This is a genomic window from Streptomyces sp. 7N604, from assembly GCF_052245475.1.
Lineage (GTDB): Bacteria > Actinomycetota > Actinomycetes > Streptomycetales > Streptomycetaceae > Streptomyces.
The window spans coordinates 1-15,694 of record NZ_JBQQBX010000069.1; the positions used below are offsets into that span (position 1 = coordinate 1).

Here is a 15,694-nt window from a genome sequence, read left to right on the forward strand (position 1 = left end):
GTGGAACAACGAGGGCCTCCTGGGCATCGGTGCAGACTTCGCAATCCACACCGAACCCAGAGGCCCTCACCCCTTTCAAGGACCGCTCAAGGCATGTCGCCTGTCACCAACGTCCCGGGACAGCACACCTAGTCCCGCTCGCTCTCGTACTCGAAGGCGTCCAGTACCCGCCCCAGCATGCGCTCAAAGGCCGCGTCCATGTCGAGGGGCCCCGGGTCCCGCGCGAACGCCGCGGCCACCCGCGGATACTCGCCGCCGCTCAGCACCCGCGCCAAGTAGGCGTGTCGGGCGGCCTGTTCCTCGCCGCGCCGATAGGGGGACGTCCGGTCCCGCTCGGCCATCGACAGCTCGCTGGCCACGTACTGCGTGGTGACGCCGTTGATCATCGCCACCAGCTCCAACTTCGTGCCCGCGTCCGCATCCAGACCTTCCAGCGCGGTCAGGCAGTACTCCAGGTACCGCAGCACGTTGGGCGTGATCCCGTAGACCGGTGACATCAGCCGGGGCAGCCACGGGTGGCGGTGCATGATCGCGCGTGTCTGGCGGGCGAGTGCGAGCATTGCGGCGCGCCAGTCGCCGGGCGGCCGCTCAGGCAGCTCGTACTCCCCGCTCACCGCGTCGACCATCAGCTCGTAGAGGTCCTCCTTGCGCGGCACGTAGTTGTAGAGCGACATCGTCCCGCAGCCGACCTCGGCCGCCACGCGCCGCATGGACACCGCGTCGATGCCCTCCGCGTCGGCGATCCGCACCGCGGCCGCGGCGACTTCCGCGCGGCTGTGCGCGGGGCGCGGGCCGCGGCCCGTGCGTTCCGGGCGCGCCCAGATCACCTCGGGTCCGGCCGAGCGGCCGCTGGCTGCCATTGATCATCACCTCGCCTTCCATCCTAGTTACGTACAGCGTACGGAGTGCGGTAGCCTCGGACTCGCAACTACGTACGATGTACCTAGTGAAGGGGGATGCCCGATGCCCACGCCTGCCGTCCTCACGGAAGGGCTGCACAAACGCTTCGGCCCGGTCCACGCCCTGCGCGGCCTCGACTTGGACGTGCCCGAGGGCACGGTCTGCGGTCTGCTCGGCCCGAACGGTGCGGGCAAGACCACCGCCGTACGGATCCTGGCCACCCTCACCGCCCCCGACTCCGGCACGGCGCGCGTCACAGGCCATGACGTCGTACGGAATCCCGCCGCCGTCCGCCGCAGCATCGGCGTCACCGGTCAGTACGCCTCCGTGGACGCCGACTTGACCGGGGCCGAGAACCTCCGGCTGTTCGCGCGGCTGAACGGGATGCGGAGCGCGGCCGCGCGCTCGCGGACCTCCGAGCTCCTCGGCCGGTTCGGCCTCGAGGAGGCCGCGGACCGCCCGGTCCGCACCTGCTCCGGGGGCATGCGCCGCCGCCTCGACCTCGCCGCGAGCCTGCTCACCCGCCCCGCCGTGCTCTTCCTCGACGAGCCCACCACCGGACTCGACCCGCAGAGCCGCGGCCGGATCTGGGACACGGTCAGAGAGCTGGCCCGCGCGGGCACGACCGTGCTCCTGACCACGCAGTACCTGGAGGAGGCCGACCAACTGGCCGACCGGATCGTGCTGGTGGACCACGGCACGACCAGCGTCCGCGGCACCCCGGCCGAGCTGAAGGCGCGGATCGGCTCGTACGCGGAGGTGGTCGTCGCCGAGGAGGCTGCCGGGGAAGCGGCGGAGGCGGGTGTCCTCGCGGCCGCCGCCGTACTGGACCGGCTCACCGGATCCGTGCCCGTCCTCGACCACGAGCGCCGGACGGTCGCCGCGGTCACCACCGACCCCGCGCTCACGCTCCCCCGCCTCGTGCGCGAACTCGACGCCGAGGGCGTGCCGGTCGTGGACGCGAGCCTGCGCCCGCCGAGCCTCGACGAGGTGTTCCTGCGCCTGACCGGCGCCCAGCCGCAGCAGTCCCGGCAGTGCCCGCGGACCGAAGGAACCGGGGAGATCGCCGCATGACCACGATCGCGGATGTCGCGCATGTCACGTACGACGGGTGGGCGATGCTCGTCCGCCATCTGCAGCGGCTGCGGCGCGCGCCCGGCCTGTTCGTGCTGACCCAGACCATGCCGGTCACCATGCTGCTCTTCTTCGGCTACGTCTTCGGCAGCGCGGTGTCGCTGCCCGGCGGCGCCGACTACCGGGCGTATCTCGTCCCCGGCCTGTTCGTCGCCACAGCGGCGAACGGCATCATGACCGGCATGATCCAGGCCGCGCAGGACGCCCAGCGCGGCGTGATGGACCGCTTCCGTACGCTGCCCATGAGCCGCTCGGCCGTCCCCGCGGGCCAGGCCGCGTCGGAAGTACTGCTGGCCGCGACCGGCCTGGTGCCGCTGGCGCTCGTCGGCTACGCGGTGGGCTGGCGCGTCGAGGGCGGACTCGGCCCGGCGCTCGGCGCGTTCGGGCTCCTGCTCCTCTTCCGCTGCGCGACCGCCTGGATCGGGATCTACCTCGGACTGCTGTTGCGGAACGAGGAGGCGGCGGGCCAGCTCGGCAGCGCGACCTTCATGCTGTCACTGATCTCCAGCGCGTACATCCCGACCGCCGGGATGACCGACTGGCTGCGCACGGTCGCCGAGTGGAACCCGCTCAGCGCCGTCGTCGCCGCCTGCCGCGAGCTGTTCGGCAACGCGGTCGCGGGCGTGGACGACGCGCCGGGCGCGGCCTGGCCGGTGACGCACCCGGTGGCCGCCTCCCTCGGCTGGTCGCTGCTGCTGCTCGCGGTCTTCGTACCACTCGCCGTACGGCGGTACGCGCGCAGTTGATCTCCTCTGGCGGGTCGGGGGGCCGAGGAGGTAGGACGGTGGACCATGAGCACCGATCCGCCGCCGCAGCCCCTCCCCCGCCCCCTGCCTCCGCCCATGCCCCTGCCTCTCGACGGGATCACCGTGGTCGCCGTCGAGCAGGCCGTCTCCGCGCCCTTCGCCACCCGGCAGCTCGCCGACCTGGGAGCCCGGGTGGTCAAGGTGGAGCGGCCCGAGGGCGGTGACTTCGCGCGGGCCTACGACACCTCGGTGCGCGGTCTCGCCTCGCACTTCGTGTGGGCGAATCGCGGCAAGGAGTCGATCGCGCTCGACCTCAAGGACGAGCGCGGCCGGGAAGTCCTCGAACAGCTCGTCGCCGGCGCCGATGTCTTCGTACAGAACCTCGCTCAGGGGGCGGCGGCCCGGCTCGGCCTGGACGCAGCCGCGCTGTGCGCCCGCCACCCGCGGCTGGTCGCCGTCGACGTCTCCGGCTACGGCCCCGAAGGCCCGTACGCGCACAAGCGGGCGTACGACATGCTGGTGCAGTGCGAGGCCGGGCTCGTCTCGGTGACCGGCACCCCGGAGCAGCCGGTCAAGGCGGGCGTCCCCGCCGCGGACATCGCCGCCGCGATGTACGCCTTCTCCGGGGTGCTCGCGGCGCTGCTGCGACGCGGGGTCACGGGCCGCGGCGGCCCGGTCGAGGTCTCGATGTTCGACGCGCTCGCCGAGTGGATGGGGCATCCGCTGTACTTCGGGATGTACGGGGGCGAGCCCCCGGCACGTACGGCGCTCGCCCACGCCGTCATCGCGCCGTACGACGCCTATCCGACCGCCGACGGGCCGCTGGTGCTGCTGTCGGTGCAGAACGACCGGGAGTGGCGGCGGCTCGCGGAGCAGGTGCTGGAGCGGCCGGAGCTGGGCCGGGACCCGGATTTCGCCACCAACGTGGCGCGCACCGGGAATCGCGCGAAGACGGACGCGGCCGTCGCTGAGGCGCTGGCCGGGCTGGCGGCGGACGAGGCGATCGGGCGGCTGGAGCGTGCGGGAATCGCGTGTGCGCGGCTCAACGGGGTCGCCGAGCTGGCCGCGCACCCGCAGCTCTCGGCCCGGGACCGGTGGCGGGAGGTCACGTCACCGGCCGGACCGCTGCGCACGCTGCTGCCGCCCATCACCCTGCCCGGGAGCGAGGCGTCGATGGGCGGGGTGCCCGGGCTCGGCGAGCACACCGACGCGCTGCTGCGCGCCCTGGGGATGACGGACGCGCAGATCACCGCGTTGCGCCGGGACGGTGTGGTCGCCTGAGCCGAAGGCGTCGGCCGGAAGACGCCAGCCGGGCGGGCCGGACGGCCGGACGGGCCGGGCGGGCCGGACGGGCCGGACGGCGGGACGGGCTCAGCGCTCGGCAGGAACCGGAAGGCGTCAGCCGCGGTTGCCGAACAGCGAGCGGCGCAGCCGACGCAGCGGCGCGAAGAGGGAGACCCGCGCGCCCTTGCTCGACCGGGACCGCTGCGCATCGTGCGAAGCGATCTCGCGCATCAGCAGCGTGGCCTCCTCCGCCTCGCGCTGCGGCACGGCAGGGCCTGCCAGCACGGCGAGATGGCGGTCGAGGCGCGTACTGGACGCGCTGCTCCCGCAGTTGACGGCAGGCACGCGAGCCCTGCTGTGCGTTGCTATCTGTTCCATGAGTCTCCCCACCCATACGAGGGCACCCGGCCCGGGCAGGTTAACCCTACCGCCCCGCCGAGTCACCCGGCGCATCCACGGCGCACGGATTCACCTTCCCGGCAAGGGGGTTGACGCCTGGGAAACGAACCGGGTTGCGCCGTACACGAGTTGCCCGCACGCCCTGACCCCCGGCGGAACTCCCATGAAACCACTCGCGGGCAGGCCTGGTTCGTGCCCTCCGACCCCGGCTGCGGATTGGTGTCGAGGGGGGCGGCAGGGACGCTCGGTTGAGGCATTTTTCTTACGAATCGCCTGATGCGGTGGACGCCGGCACCTCGAAGACGGTGGAGCACACCGAGCTGACGTACAAGGCAGGGAGACGTACCGGGACGAAATCGCGGCCGAGGTGCGCAGCCCGCACCCCGCCGAGTCGGGCCGGGTGTCGTTCTCGGTGACATGCGAGGAGGCCCCGGGGGACGGGGCCTCCTCCTACGCAGCGGCCGCTGCGGCAGGACCGCGAGGTCAGGCCCACCGCAGTCAGGACGCTGAGCCAGGACGCTGAGCCAGGACTGAGCCGGGACGCCGAGTCAGGCCGCTGACGCGAAGACGGGAAGGTAACCGCCGGACTGCCCGGCGGCCTTCGGGTGGTAGGAGTTCTCGACCGGCCAGGTGACGCTGTGGATCCACGAGTCGTTCGAGCAGATCTCGTGGCCGGCGAAGGTGGTGGTGACGTCGCCGAAGGTGAAGCCGTGGTCGGCGGCGCGCTTGGCGATCGCGGCGTTGAGGTCGTCGGAGGCGGCGTTCAGGGCGGCCCGCTCTCTCTCGCTCAGCCCGGCGATGCAGCTGCCGTTGAGCTTGTAGAGGCGGGGGTAGCCGAGGACGACGACGTGGGCGGCGGGGGCTTTGCTCGCGATGGCCGAGTAGACCTCGTCGAGCTTGCCGGGCAGGGTCGTGGCGACGTAGGCGCGCGCCTGCTCGACGCGCTGCAGACACGTGCTCTCGGAGTTGAACACGCAGGTGGTCATGACGTCGGCGAAGCCGGCGTCATTGCCGCCGATGCTGATGCTGACCAGGCTTGTCGCGGAGTTGAGGGGACCGAGCTGGCCTGCGACGACGTCACCCGTACGGGCGCCCGAGCAGGCGGTGAAGCTGAATGACGCGGGTGCGTGGGCGGCTGCCCAGAGTGCGGGGTAGGACTTGATGCTGCGCTTGCAGGCACCGCTCCCGCTGTCGTAACTCCCGGCTCCCACGCCGGAGGAGTACGAGTCGCCGAGGGCTACGTAGTTGGGTGCGGCGGCCAGTTCTGCGGAGTGTGCGGCGCCCGTCCCGGTGAAGGCGAGCGCCGCGGTGAGGAGGGTTGCGGACATCACTGCCGCAAATCGGGACAGTTTCATGGAACCTCCCTTTAGCAGGATCTCTGCCATATCTGTCGTAGCAGCGCACATACGACACGGGAAGTGTTCATGCCAAACATTGCCCCTTCCATCCATAAGTGTGATTGCCGCACCATGACGCGCATATGACATCACGTCAGAACTCTTGTTCCCGCACGTCACCCGGTGGACTCTCGTTCGCAGGGCGCGAGCGGACACCACCGCTCCGGCCCCGCGTACGAACCCTGTGCGCCCCCCACATGCGCGCAGCACCACCGCGCGCCACCGATGAGGAGGACTCCCTCGCGATGGCAGTGATGCGTACCACCAGGAGCAGGATCACCACGGCGGTCACGGCTGCGACCGCCGCCGCGCTGCTCGGCGCGGTCACCGCGCTCCCCGCCGACGCCGCCCCCGCCGCAGGCACGGTCGTCGGCGCCGGGGCTCCCGACGCGGTCAAGGGCAGCTACATCGTCACCCTGGAGCAGGGCCGCGGCCTCACGTCCGCGTCCACGGAGGGCAAGGAGCTCATAGCCGGGTACGGCGGCACCGTGCAGCGCACCTACCGGGCCGCGCTCAACGGCTACGCGGCTAAGCTCGACGCGGCCGAGGCGCGGCGACTCGCCGCCGACCCGGCGGTCGACGAGGTCTACCAGGACAGGAGAGTGAGCGTCGAGGCGACCCAGACCAACCCGCCGTCCTGGGGCCTCGACCGGATCGACCAGGCGCAGCTGCCGCTCGACCAGAAGTACACCTACCCCGACAGCGCGGGCAGCGGCACGACCGTCTACGTCATCGATACCGGCGTCCGGATCAGCCACTCGGACTTCGGGGGCCGGGCGGCCGACGGCTACGACGCGGTGGACGGCGACAACACCGCCCAGGACGGCCACGGGCACGGCACGCACGTCGCCTCCACGGCGGCGGGCACCGCCCACGGCGTGGCCAAGAACGCGAAGATCGTGGCGGTCCGGGTGCTGAACGACCAGGGCTCCGGCACCACCGCGGGCGTCGTCGCGGGCATCGACTGGGTGACGCAGAACCACAGCGGCCCTTCGGTGGCGAACATGTCGCTCGGCGGCGGCGCGGACGCGGTCCTGGACGCGGCCGTGCAGCGCTCCATCGCCGGCGGTGTCACCTACGCGGTGGCGGCGGGCAATTCCAACGCCGACGCCGAGAGCTTCTCCCCGGCCCGGGTGCCCGAGGCGATCACGGTCGGCTCGACCACGAACACCGACGCCCGGTCCAGCTTCTCCAACTACGGCTCGCGGCTGGACCTCTTCGCGCCCGGCTCCGGCATCACAGGGGCATGGAACACCTCGGACACCGCGACCAACACCATCTCGGGTACGTCGATGGCGACTCCACACGTCACGGGTGCGGCGGCGGTGTATCTCGCGGGGCACGCCGACGCCACTCCGGCGCAGGTCGCGCAGGCGCTGACGGATGGCGCGACCTCCGGGGCCGTGGGCAGCCCCGGCACCGGGTCGCCGAACAAGCTGCTGAAGATCGTGGAGTGAGACCTTCTTCTGCACCAGCGGCCACATCCCGTAGCACTCCCGTAGCGACCCCGTAGAACCGGTCGGCGTCGCACCCGCCAAGGCGGTCGAGCCCCGCCGCGGACCTGAAGCCGAGGTCCGCGGCGGGGCCTGTCAGCGTGGTCGCCGGACGACTGCACCCGTGCGGTTCGACCGGTTTCCCGGATCAGCTCGGTAACCGGTGAAAACCTGGGTGCGTAGGGCCCGTCCGTGCCGGATCATGGGCGGCATGTGTGCCGACCGACCGTACGACGACAGGAGGCGGATCCTGCCCTCTCCCGACACCGCTCCGGACAGCACTGCCGACAACGCAGCCGACGACGCAGCCGACAATGCTCCGGACAGCGCTTCCGACAGCGCTCCGGACCACGCCCTGCCGATGCGGCTCACCATGGACGACAGCGACTCGCCCTCCGATGTCGTGGACGCGCTGTTCCTGGGCCGGTTCGCGACCGGCGAGCAGCCGTACTCCCGCAGCTCCTCCATCGACCGCGTGAAGTCGGGGGTCACGCTGCTGCCCCCGGCTGCGACCGTGCTCCGCTCGGCGCGCGACGACGACCGCAGCGCGCTGCTCGCGGAGGGCGACGGCTGGACCCTGCTGGTGTCGCGGTGGAACCGCGGCGCTGACGTGACGGTGACGGCGGTCGACGACGAACTGGCGGAAAAGGTGCTGCGTCGCTGCGTCGACGGCGCGGAGGATGAGCCGGAACCGCAGCCCGAGAACGTGACGATGGGCTTCTGGTACGTGTCGCCGCGGCGCGGGCCGCACCGTACGACCCGGCAGATCTCGGCCGGCACCTGGGACGAGATCCGGGCGAACTACACCGCTCCGGTGGCCGATGCGATGGACGGGCTGATGAAGGTCACGCCCGACGACATCGCGGGCCGCCTGCTCCTCCTGCACGGCCCGCCGGGCACCGGCAAGACGTCGGCGCTCAGGACGCTGGCCAGGTCGTGGCGCGCCTGGTGCCAGGTCGACTGCGTGCTCGACCCGGAGCGGCTGTTCAGCGACGTCGGCTACCTGATGGACATCGCGATCGGTGAGGACGACGGCTCGGCCAAAGGGCGGTGGCGGCTGCTGCTGCTCGAGGACTGCGACGAGCTGATCCGCGGCGAGGCCAAGCACACGGCGGGACAGGCGCTCTCGCGGCTGCTCAACCTCACGGACGGGCTGCTGGGCCAGGGCCGGAACGTGCTGGTGGGCGTCACGACCAACGAGGATCTGGAACGGCTCCACCCGGCGGTCGTCCGGCCGGGCCGCTGCCTGGCCCGTATCGAGGTCGGGCCGCTGACCCGGCGGGAGGCGGTCAACTGGCTCGGCACGGACGCCGAAGGGCTGGAGGACGGCATCGGCCGCGACGGCGCGACGCTCGCCGAGCTCTTCGCCCTCCGCCGCGGCACGAGCCCTTCGTCGGTCCCGCAGCAGCCCACTGACAGGGACGCGGGCCTCTATCTGTAGTCGTCTGTGGCCATGCGCGACCACGACCATGTGCGGTCATCTGCACGCCCGTTGGGGCCGCGCGTCACGAACTGCCGTACGTGGCGCGGAGGGCGTCTTCCACCACCGCGCGGGCCGAGGCGTGGTCCAGGCCCAGGCGGTGTACGCGATGGGCGTAGGCCGCGGCCGCCGCCGCGGCCTCGCGTTCCGCCGCGTCCCCCGCGGGGGCGACGAACGTGCCGTTCCGGCCACGCGTCTCGATCACGCCGTCCGACTCCAGCGCGCGGTACGCCTTCGCGACGGTGTTCGCCGCAAGACCGAGTTGCTCCGCCAGCCCGCGGACCGTCGGCAGCCGGTAGCCGACCGGCAGCGCGCCCGAGCGCGCCTGGTCGGCAATCTGGGCCCGCACCTGCTCGTACGGTGCCTCTGCGGCGTCGCTGACGACGGTGACCTTCAGGCTCACGGGAGCTCCTCGCGAATGGCTTGCGGCTGTGCGCTGTGCTGCGGCGCGTTCCCGGCCCGGTGGCGTGTGGGGGCCTTGGGGCCGCGCTCGCTTTGTCGCACTCATTGTGTGGGACGGCGTGGGTGGGGGCCGGCCGCGGCGCGCGAAAAAACCTGCCCGCCCGTCACCGGATCGGTGACACCAGCCCTGGTGGCACAGGTCCTGCGCCCCTGCGGGCTGGTCCGAGTCGGCTCCTCGCCCCCACGGGCGGGCGCAACCGTCCGCTCAGCCCCCTCAGTCCCTGAACCGGCTCCGCAAGGATATTGAGAGGCGTACGCGTGGCCTCGGCACCTACTGTGCGCCCCATGGAGACTGCTGCCGTCAACGACATCACCGTCGCGTACGAGGACCGCGGCACCGGCGGGCCGCCGCTGGTGCTCGTCCACGGCCACCCCTTCGACAGCTCGATGTGGGGGCCGCAGGTGCGCGAGTTCGCCTGGGACCACAGGCGCCGGGTCATCACTCCGGATCTGCGGGGCTACGGCGGCAGCACCGTCGTCCCCGGCAGGACGAACCTCGACGTCTTCGCCCGCGACATCGCCGCTCTGCTCGACCACTTGGGGGTGGACGGCATCATTCTCGGCGGTCTGTCCATGGGCGGCCAGATCGTGCTCGAGTTCCACCGGCTGTTCCCGGAGCGGGTGCGCGGGCTGCTGCTCGCCGACACTTTCGCGCGGGGCGAGACCGAGAAGGGCCGGAGGTGGCGCAACGAGATGGCCGACCGGCTGCTCCGCGAGGGCATGGGCGGCTACGCGGACGAGGTGCTCTCGAAGATGGTGGCGCCGTACAACGTCGAGGCGCTGCCGGACGTCGCCCGGCATGTGCACCGGATGATGGGCGGCGCGCCGCCGGAGGGCGCCGCGGCCGCGCTGCGGGGCCGCGCGGAACGCCCGGACTACACAGAGATGCTCCCGAGGATCACCGTGCCCGCGCTCGTGGTGGTGGGCCGGGACGACGAGTACACGCCGGTCGCCGACGCCGAGTTCATGGCCGAGCGCATTCCGGATGCGGAGCTGGCCGTCATCGAGGGCGCGGCACACATGCCGAACCTGGAGCGCCCGGCGGAGTTCAACGCGGTGCTGCACCGCTTCCTGGACTCCCACTTCCCGGTGGCGGCCGGGACCGGGTGACGAGCCGACGCCACACTGGTCACCGGCCGTTGGCGGCGTGGCTGCTGGCTCACCGGCTGGTGGCACGGGGCGGCGAGGGGCGGACCAGCATCGCGTACCGCTCGTCCGCGACCGGGCGGCCCCACAGGGCCGGATCGGCGGACAGGCTCTCGGTACGGACGGGGGCTGCAGGCAGCTGGGCGGCGGCCGCGGCGAGGTCGGCGGCCGGTATGCCGACGGGTCGCGCGGTACCGGTGCGGGTACCGTGCCGGTGCCCCAGAAGCCTTCGATCAGGACGAGCCGTCCGCCCGGGCGCAGCAGCCGGACCAGCGGCGCAGCACGGCGGCCGGGTCGCCGAGCATCCACAGCACGTGCCGGGCCAAGGATGGCATCGAACCGCCGCTTCCCCACGGGCGGTTCCGCCGCGTCCCCGACGAGCACCCGCGCGCCGGTCCCCCCGAGCTTGGCCCGGGCGCGCTCGCGCCATCCTCGGCGAGAGGTCGACCGCGGTGATCCGGTGGCCCTGCTCCGCCGCGAGCAGCGCCAGGCTGCCGGTGCCGCAGCCCAGATCGAGCACGTCGGACGGCTCGCCGGGCAGCCAGCCCGCCAGCCGCCCGGCCCACGCGGCCCGTACGGCCGGATCCCGCAGCCCGTGGTCCGGCTCGTCGTCGAACCGCGCCGCGGCGGAGTCCAGTACGTGGCGGCAGGGTCCCCGTACGCGGCCGTCCCGGTCCCAGGTGTCCCGGTCTCGTCTGCTCAGGTCCGCTCCGCCTCAGTCTCATCGTCCACTCCGCGATCGTCGCACCCGCCACTGACAGTGGACGTTCGCTGCCGCCGCTTCGCTACAGCCGCTTGCGGTAGTGGATGCGGTCGTACGGGTCGTCCTGGGGCCGCTCCGTCACCTCGTAGCCGTAGCGCGGATAGAGCTGCCGGTTCTCCCACATCAACGCATGGGTGTAGAGGCGGACTTCGGGCAGGCCGCGCTTGCGCGCGTACTGCTCTGTGAAGGCCAGCAGACGCCTGCCCAGGCCGCGGCCGTGTGACCGCGGGTGGACGGCGATGCTCTCCAGGAGGAGGTGGTCCGCGCGGGGCACGAGGACGAGGACGCCCTCGACCGGGTCGCCGGTCACGAATACACGCCCCGCCGCGATATCGGCCGCGTGGTCCGCGTCCATGGGGGCGGGCCGTACGCCGATCCGCTCGACGTAGTGGTGGTACGCGGCATCGGTGACGGATCGTACGGCGGGCGCGTCGGCCGGGGTCGCGGGACGGATGCGATCGTCGTCGATGGTGTTGCCCATGGTGTCGTCCGTGGTGTCGTCCATGGTCAGGTGCTCCTGCCGAGCCGGCGGTGGCGGCGCCTGCGGGCGGCGAGCCGTACGGTGGGCGACTCGGCGCGCAGGGCGGCGAGTTCGGCGCCGAGCACGTCGCCGAGGCGGGTGAGGAAGAGCCCGGGCTCGTCGGCGGCGTCGCGGTCGCCGACGCCCTCGGAGGACCCGGGGGCCTGGGGAGTCTGGGGGCCCTGGGGGGCCTCCTCGACGACGCGGTCCACGATGCCGTGGGCGAGGAGGTCGGCGGACCGTACGCCCTGGCGGTCCGCGACCTCGTACGCGCGCTCCGTCGTCCGGTACAGGATCGCGGACGCGCCTTCCGGGGGCAGCGGGGAGAGCCAGGCGTGCCGGGCCGCGACCACCCGGTCCGCGGGCAGCAGCGCGAGCGCGCCACCGCCCGCGCCCTGGCCGAGCAGCAGGCAGAGGGTCGGCGCGGGCAGCGTGACGAGATCGGCGAGGCAGCGGGCGATCTCGGCCGCGAGACCGCCTTCCTCGGCCTCGCGGGTGAGCGCTGCGCCCGCGGTGTCGACGACGGTGAGCAGCGGCAGGTCGAGCTCGGCGGCGATCCGCATGCCGCGCCGGGCCTCCCGCAGCCCGCCGGGCCCCAGCGGGGGTGCGGCCTCGCCGCGGCGGTCGTGGCCGAGGACGACGCAGGGCGTGCCGCCGATGCGGGCGAGCGCGAGGAGCAGACCGGGGTCGTGCTCGCCCGCCCCGGTCCCGCTGAGCGGTGTGACGTCCCGCCCCGCAACCTTCAACAGGGCCCGGACCCCCGGCCGTTCCCCCCGCCGCGACCGCCGAATCGACTCCCCGGCGGACGGCCCGCCGACCGCGCCCGCGGCCGACCGGCCCGGCCCGGACCCGGACAACCGCCCGACCGCCCCGCCCGCACCACTACGAACTGCCTCACCGTCGGCCGACGCCCCAACGGGCCCCTCGGCCCCGCCCGCCGGCTCTGTGGCGGCCGGGCCCGGATCGGCGGCGGGACCGGGCGCGGCAGCTGAGCCGCCGCCCTCACCGCTCACCGCACCGTCGGCCGGTGAGCGGTGAGGCATCTCCCGCACGCCCGGCGCGCCCGCGGCGCCGTCGGCGCCGGGTGGGCGGGCCGCATCAGCCGGGCCTTCGTTCGCCCGGTTTGCCACAGCGGCAGCGTCCCCGCTCAGGATGCCCAGTGCCCGCGCCGCCACATCCGAGAGCTGGTCCGCGGGCAGGACCGCGTCCACCAAGCCCTGCGCCAGCAGGTTTTCGGCGGTCTGGACTCCCGCCGGGAACTCCTCGCCGTAGAGGGCCTCATGGACGCGGGGGCCCAGGAAGCCGATCAGCGCGGCCGGTTCCGCCGCGGTGACGTGGCCCAGGGACCCCCAGGAGGCGAGCACGCCGCCCGTCGTCGGGTGCCGGAGGTAGACCAGGTACGGGAGCCCCGCCGCCTTGTGGTCGGTGATGGCCGCGGTGACCTTCACCATCTGGACGAAGGCGACCGTGCCCTCCTGCATGCGGGTGCCGCCGGAGGCGGGCGCGGCGATGAGCGGGAGCCGCTCCTGCGTGGCGCGCTCCACGGCCCGTACGAGCCGCTCGCCCGCCGCGATGCCGATCGATCCGGCCAGGAAGCCGAACTCGCAGGCCACGATCGCGGCACGGCGACCGCGTATCCGGCCCTCACCGGTGATGACGGACTCGTCGAGGCCGGTGCGCTCGCGAGCGCGCTCCAGGTCGGCGCGGTAGTCCGGATCCTCCGTCGTGACGGCCACGGGCCGGTCCCAGCTCCGCCAGCTGCCGGGGTCGACGACGGCTTCGATGAGCCGCAGCGCTGCGGAGGGGGTGCGGGAGCTCGGTCCGGTCATGGTCATGAGGACACCCTGTCAGCCCTGCTGGGCGAAGCTGAACCGGGCCAGTGGCTCGGTGGTCGGCTGCGCCGAGCCGCCCGCCGGTTCGACGGTGATGGCCATGCCGGTCGCGCTGCCGACCGGTCCCGCCAGTACGGTCTCGGTCTCCGCCCCGGCGGGCACCAGCCCGGCCGAGCGCACCGCGCCGGCGTCGTCATACCACAGCTGGTACACCCTGCCGCCGGACAGCGTGGGCAGGCCCGCGGCGAAGAACGCCGCCTTGCCCATCGCGCGCGAGACGACCACCGTCCCGCGCGCGCCGTCGCCGAGCGGCTGGGAGACGGACGTCGCGTCAGGAGCCGTCAGTACGGCGGCCACCTCGTCGGCCTGCCGGGTGCTCTGCCGCGCCTCCTGCCGGGCCTGCTCGGCCTCCTGGTACTGCCAGACGCCGATCCCTCCGAACGCCGCGGCGACGGCGACGCAGGCCGCGAGGACCATACGGGGAAGCCGCCCCTGCCTGCGGGGGCGGGGCACGGCGGGCGGGGCCTGCGGGCCGGGCGGCGGGGCCGGGGCCGGGGCGGAGGGCGCCTCCGCCCGGCGCACCGGCTCCACCTGGCGGACCGTGGTGATGCGGCGCATCACCTCGTCCTTCATCCCCGGCGGTACGGGCACGGCCGAAGCCAGCCCCAGCTGAGCGGCCGTGGCCCGCAGCTCCCGCACCTCCCGCGCACACGCCTCGCACTCGGCCAGGTGCTCCTCGAACGCCTCCCGCTCCTGCGGCGACAGCGCATCCAGGGCGTAGGCCCCGGTCAGCGTGTGCACGTCGGCGTTCACGCCGACCCGCCAAGGCATTCCCGCAGCCGGATCAGGGCGTCCCGCATGCGGGCCTTCACCGTGCCCAGCGGCGTCCCGAGCAGCCGCGCGATCTCCTGGCAGGTCAGTCCCCGGTAGTAGGCCAAGGTGACCGACTGGCGCTGCACTTCGCTCAGGGTGCGCAGGCAGCGGCGCACCTGGTGCCACTCCAGCTGCGTCTCCACCGTCTCGGCGACGTCGTCGAAGGCGGCGTTCCGGTCCCGCGACGCCGCCAGGTGTTCCCGTTCCGCCGCCGACTGGTCGGACCGCACCCGGTCCACAGCCCTGTGGTGTGCCATCGTCATCACCCACATCGCGACCGTCCCCCGTTCCGGCTGGAACCGTGCGGCGGTGCGCCACACCTCCAGCATGACCTCCTGGGCGACGTCCTCGGCCTGGCCGGGGTCGCGCAGCACCCTCCGCGCCATTCCCAGTACGGGCCCCGCCAGCGCGTCGAAGACCTGCTCGAAGGCCTCCTCATCGCCGGAAGCGACGCGTCCGACCCGCTCCGCCAGGTCCGCTTCGCCAGCGGAGTGGGCGCGCGGCGGGGAGATCCCTCTCACCGCCGGCCGCCTTCGGGGCGAGCGGCGGTGGCCCGGGCGGGAAGCGGCCAGACGCAATCGGTCATCTCGTGTCTCCACGGAGGCGATATCCGTTCCGACTCCGTTCCGAGTCTCCGTCACGGGCGCGGCGACCGCACTCGCACGGCCGTACGGGCCGCTGCCTTCAGCAGTGCCGTACACCGCCGCCCGGCCGCCACGGCCGTACTCGCGGCCGTCTTCGGGGCCGTCCTCGCGGCCATCTTTCGCGGTCCTCGGACGCGCCCTCCGGTTACGCGAGGGCGAGCGTGGCGTGGGTGGTCTTCCCGTGCTCTTCGGGGGTGGCGTAGAGGCTGGTGGTGAGCGACTGGAGGAGGCGCCGGCCCAGGCCTCCGGCGCCGTCGACGAGGTCGGGGGTGCGGGGGCGGGCATGGTGGAGCTGCTGTCGGTGACGGCGACCTCCAGGGTGCGGGGACCGGCGGCGAGGCGGAGCGCACTGCGGCCGCCTGCGTGCCGTACGGCGTTGGTGACCCCTCGCCATCGAGACGGCTCCGCACCAGCAGGCTGAGACCCTGGGCGCGAAACGGGGGCGCCGGTCCGGTCGTCCGCCTCCACACCGACGGACTCGTCGAATCCCCGCCACGGCGCCTCAGTTGGCGGCATGACCGCGCTCATTCTGTGCTCACGCTCAGCGGAGACTTAAGGGCACCATAAGGATCTCCTAGGACCCCTCCCAACAGCGGAATTCCCGGTTCTACGGGTCTAGCG

Annotated in this window: 15 protein-coding genes and 1 pseudogene; 6 read left to right on the forward strand and 10 right to left on the reverse strand. The window is 73.1% G+C overall.

Annotated features, from left to right (window positions below):
• Positions 1-128: 128 nt before the first annotated feature.
• Positions 129-860: a TetR/AcrR family transcriptional regulator gene (locus ACTWP8_RS37555; RefSeq protein ID WP_443326538.1), complete on the reverse strand. Its 732-nt coding sequence runs from the start codon at positions 858-860 to the stop codon at positions 129-131.
• Positions 861-963: 103 nt separating this feature from the next.
• On the opposite strand from ACTWP8_RS37555, the gene ACTWP8_RS37560 reads away from it, so the two are divergent.
• Genes ACTWP8_RS37560 through ACTWP8_RS37570 form a run of 3 tightly spaced genes read left to right on the forward strand, consistent with a single transcriptional unit; the run spans position 964 to position 4,061 of the window.
• Entirely contained in the window at positions 964-1,974 is a 1,011-nt protein-coding gene (locus ACTWP8_RS37560; RefSeq protein ID WP_443326539.1) for an ATP-binding cassette domain-containing protein, read from the forward strand.
• Positions 1,971-2,780 (forward strand): ABC transporter permease, encoded by an 810-nt coding sequence (locus ACTWP8_RS37565; protein WP_443326540.1) that lies wholly within the window; start codon positions 1,971-1,973, stop codon positions 2,778-2,780. The genes ACTWP8_RS37560 and ACTWP8_RS37565 overlap by 4 nt, the downstream gene beginning before the upstream one ends.
• 45 nt (positions 2,781-2,825) lie before the next feature.
• Positions 2,826-4,061 carry a CaiB/BaiF CoA transferase family protein gene (locus tag ACTWP8_RS37570; RefSeq protein WP_443326541.1) on the forward strand — a complete coding sequence of 412 codons (1,236 nt, stop codon included), beginning with the start codon at positions 2,826-2,828 and terminating at the stop codon, positions 4,059-4,061.
• Positions 4,062-4,178: 117 nt separating this feature from the next.
• Here the strand turns inward: ACTWP8_RS37570 and ACTWP8_RS37575 are convergent, their stop codons facing one another.
• A complete protein-coding gene (locus ACTWP8_RS37575; protein WP_443319716.1) occupies positions 4,179-4,442 on the reverse strand; it encodes a hypothetical protein in 264 nt (87 codons plus the stop codon).
• Positions 4,443-5,011: 569 nt separating this feature from the next.
• On the reverse strand, positions 5,012-5,818 hold the full coding sequence (locus ACTWP8_RS37580; RefSeq protein ID WP_443326542.1) for an SGNH/GDSL hydrolase family protein: 807 nt from the start codon (positions 5,816-5,818) through the stop codon (positions 5,012-5,014).
• A 287-nt stretch (positions 5,819-6,105) separates the two neighbouring features.
• On the opposite strand from ACTWP8_RS37580, the gene ACTWP8_RS37585 reads away from it, so the two are divergent.
• Complete coding sequence (locus ACTWP8_RS37585) at positions 6,106-7,317, forward strand: S8 family peptidase (protein ID WP_443326551.1); 1,212 nt, start codon at positions 6,106-6,108, stop codon at positions 7,315-7,317.
• 247 nt (positions 7,318-7,564) lie between these two features.
• Positions 7,565-8,794 carry a DUF5925 domain-containing protein gene (locus tag ACTWP8_RS37590; protein WP_443326543.1) on the forward strand — a complete coding sequence of 410 codons (1,230 nt, stop codon included), beginning with the start codon at positions 7,565-7,567 and terminating at the stop codon, positions 8,792-8,794.
• A gap of 64 nt (positions 8,795-8,858) precedes the next feature.
• Here the strand turns inward: ACTWP8_RS37590 and ACTWP8_RS37595 are convergent, their stop codons facing one another.
• Positions 8,859-9,236 (reverse strand): GntR family transcriptional regulator, encoded by a 378-nt coding sequence (locus tag ACTWP8_RS37595; protein ID WP_443326544.1) that lies wholly within the window; start codon positions 9,234-9,236, stop codon positions 8,859-8,861.
• Between the two features lie 344 nt (positions 9,237-9,580).
• Here ACTWP8_RS37595 and ACTWP8_RS37600 point away from each other — a divergent pair, with 344 nt between their 5' ends.
• Positions 9,581-10,405 (forward strand): alpha/beta fold hydrolase, encoded by an 825-nt coding sequence (locus ACTWP8_RS37600; RefSeq protein ID WP_443326545.1) that lies wholly within the window; start codon positions 9,581-9,583, stop codon positions 10,403-10,405.
• Positions 10,406-10,904: 499 nt separating this feature from the next.
• On the opposite strand, the pseudogene ACTWP8_RS37605 reads toward ACTWP8_RS37600, so the two are convergent.
• The 6 genes and pseudogenes from ACTWP8_RS37605 to ACTWP8_RS37630 form a co-directional block, all read right to left on the reverse strand.
• A pseudogene (locus ACTWP8_RS37605) lies at positions 10,905-10,961 on the reverse strand (SAM-dependent methyltransferase); the annotation flags it as partial.
• A gap of 265 nt (positions 10,962-11,226) precedes the next feature.
• A complete protein-coding gene (locus ACTWP8_RS37610; protein WP_443326546.1) occupies positions 11,227-11,709 on the reverse strand; it encodes a GNAT family N-acetyltransferase in 483 nt (160 codons plus the stop codon).
• A 2-nt stretch (positions 11,710-11,711) separates the two neighbouring features.
• Positions 11,712-13,553 (reverse strand): carboxyl transferase domain-containing protein, encoded by a 1,842-nt coding sequence (locus tag ACTWP8_RS37615; RefSeq protein WP_443326547.1) that lies wholly within the window; start codon positions 13,551-13,553, stop codon positions 11,712-11,714.
• 18 nt (positions 13,554-13,571) lie between these two features.
• Complete coding sequence (locus ACTWP8_RS37620) at positions 13,572-14,387, reverse strand: anti-sigma factor (protein ID WP_443326548.1); 816 nt, start codon at positions 14,385-14,387, stop codon at positions 13,572-13,574.
• Positions 14,366-14,950 carry an ECF RNA polymerase sigma factor SigK gene (sigK, locus tag ACTWP8_RS37625; protein WP_443326549.1) on the reverse strand — a complete coding sequence of 195 codons (585 nt, stop codon included), beginning with the start codon at positions 14,948-14,950 and terminating at the stop codon, positions 14,366-14,368. The genes ACTWP8_RS37620 and sigK overlap by 22 nt, the downstream gene beginning before the upstream one ends.
• A gap of 268 nt (positions 14,951-15,218) precedes the next feature.
• Positions 15,219-15,467, reverse strand: a complete 249-nt coding sequence (locus ACTWP8_RS37630; protein ID WP_443326550.1) for a hypothetical protein — start codon at positions 15,465-15,467, stop codon at positions 15,219-15,221.
• Positions 15,468-15,694 lie beyond the last annotated feature (227 nt).

Excerpts from the sequence above, each read along its gene's own strand:
- ACTWP8_RS37555 (WP_443326538.1), bottom strand. The coding sequence starts at position 860 with ATGGCAGCCAGCGGCCGCTCGGCCGGACCCGAGGTGATCTGGGCGCGC.
- ACTWP8_RS37560 (WP_443326539.1), top strand. The coding sequence starts at position 964 with ATGCCCACGCCTGCCGTCCTCACGGAAGGGCTGCACAAACGCTTCGGC.
- ACTWP8_RS37565 (WP_443326540.1), top strand. The coding sequence starts at position 1,971 with ATGACCACGATCGCGGATGTCGCGCATGTCACGTACGACGGGTGGGCG.
- ACTWP8_RS37570 (WP_443326541.1), top strand. The coding sequence starts at position 2,826 with ATGAGCACCGATCCGCCGCCGCAGCCCCTCCCCCGCCCCCTGCCTCCG.
- ACTWP8_RS37575 (WP_443319716.1), bottom strand. The coding sequence starts at position 4,442 with ATGGAACAGATAGCAACGCACAGCAGGGCTCGCGTGCCTGCCGTCAAC.
- ACTWP8_RS37580 (WP_443326542.1), bottom strand. The coding sequence starts at position 5,818 with ATGAAACTGTCCCGATTTGCGGCAGTGATGTCCGCAACCCTCCTCACC.
- ACTWP8_RS37585 (WP_443326551.1), top strand. The coding sequence starts at position 6,106 with ATGGCAGTGATGCGTACCACCAGGAGCAGGATCACCACGGCGGTCACG.
- ACTWP8_RS37590 (WP_443326543.1), top strand. The coding sequence starts at position 7,565 with ATGTGTGCCGACCGACCGTACGACGACAGGAGGCGGATCCTGCCCTCT.
- ACTWP8_RS37600 (WP_443326545.1), top strand. The coding sequence starts at position 9,581 with ATGGAGACTGCTGCCGTCAACGACATCACCGTCGCGTACGAGGACCGC.
- ACTWP8_RS37610 (WP_443326546.1), bottom strand. The coding sequence starts at position 11,709 with ATGGACGACACCACGGACGACACCATGGGCAACACCATCGACGACGAT.
- ACTWP8_RS37615 (WP_443326547.1), bottom strand. The coding sequence starts at position 13,553 with ATGACCGGACCGAGCTCCCGCACCCCCTCCGCAGCGCTGCGGCTCATC.
- ACTWP8_RS37620 (WP_443326548.1), bottom strand. The coding sequence starts at position 14,387 with ATGCCTTGGCGGGTCGGCGTGAACGCCGACGTGCACACGCTGACCGGG.
- ACTWP8_RS37630 (WP_443326550.1), bottom strand. The coding sequence starts at position 15,467 with ATGGCGAGGGGTCACCAACGCCGTACGGCACGCAGGCGGCCGCAGTGC.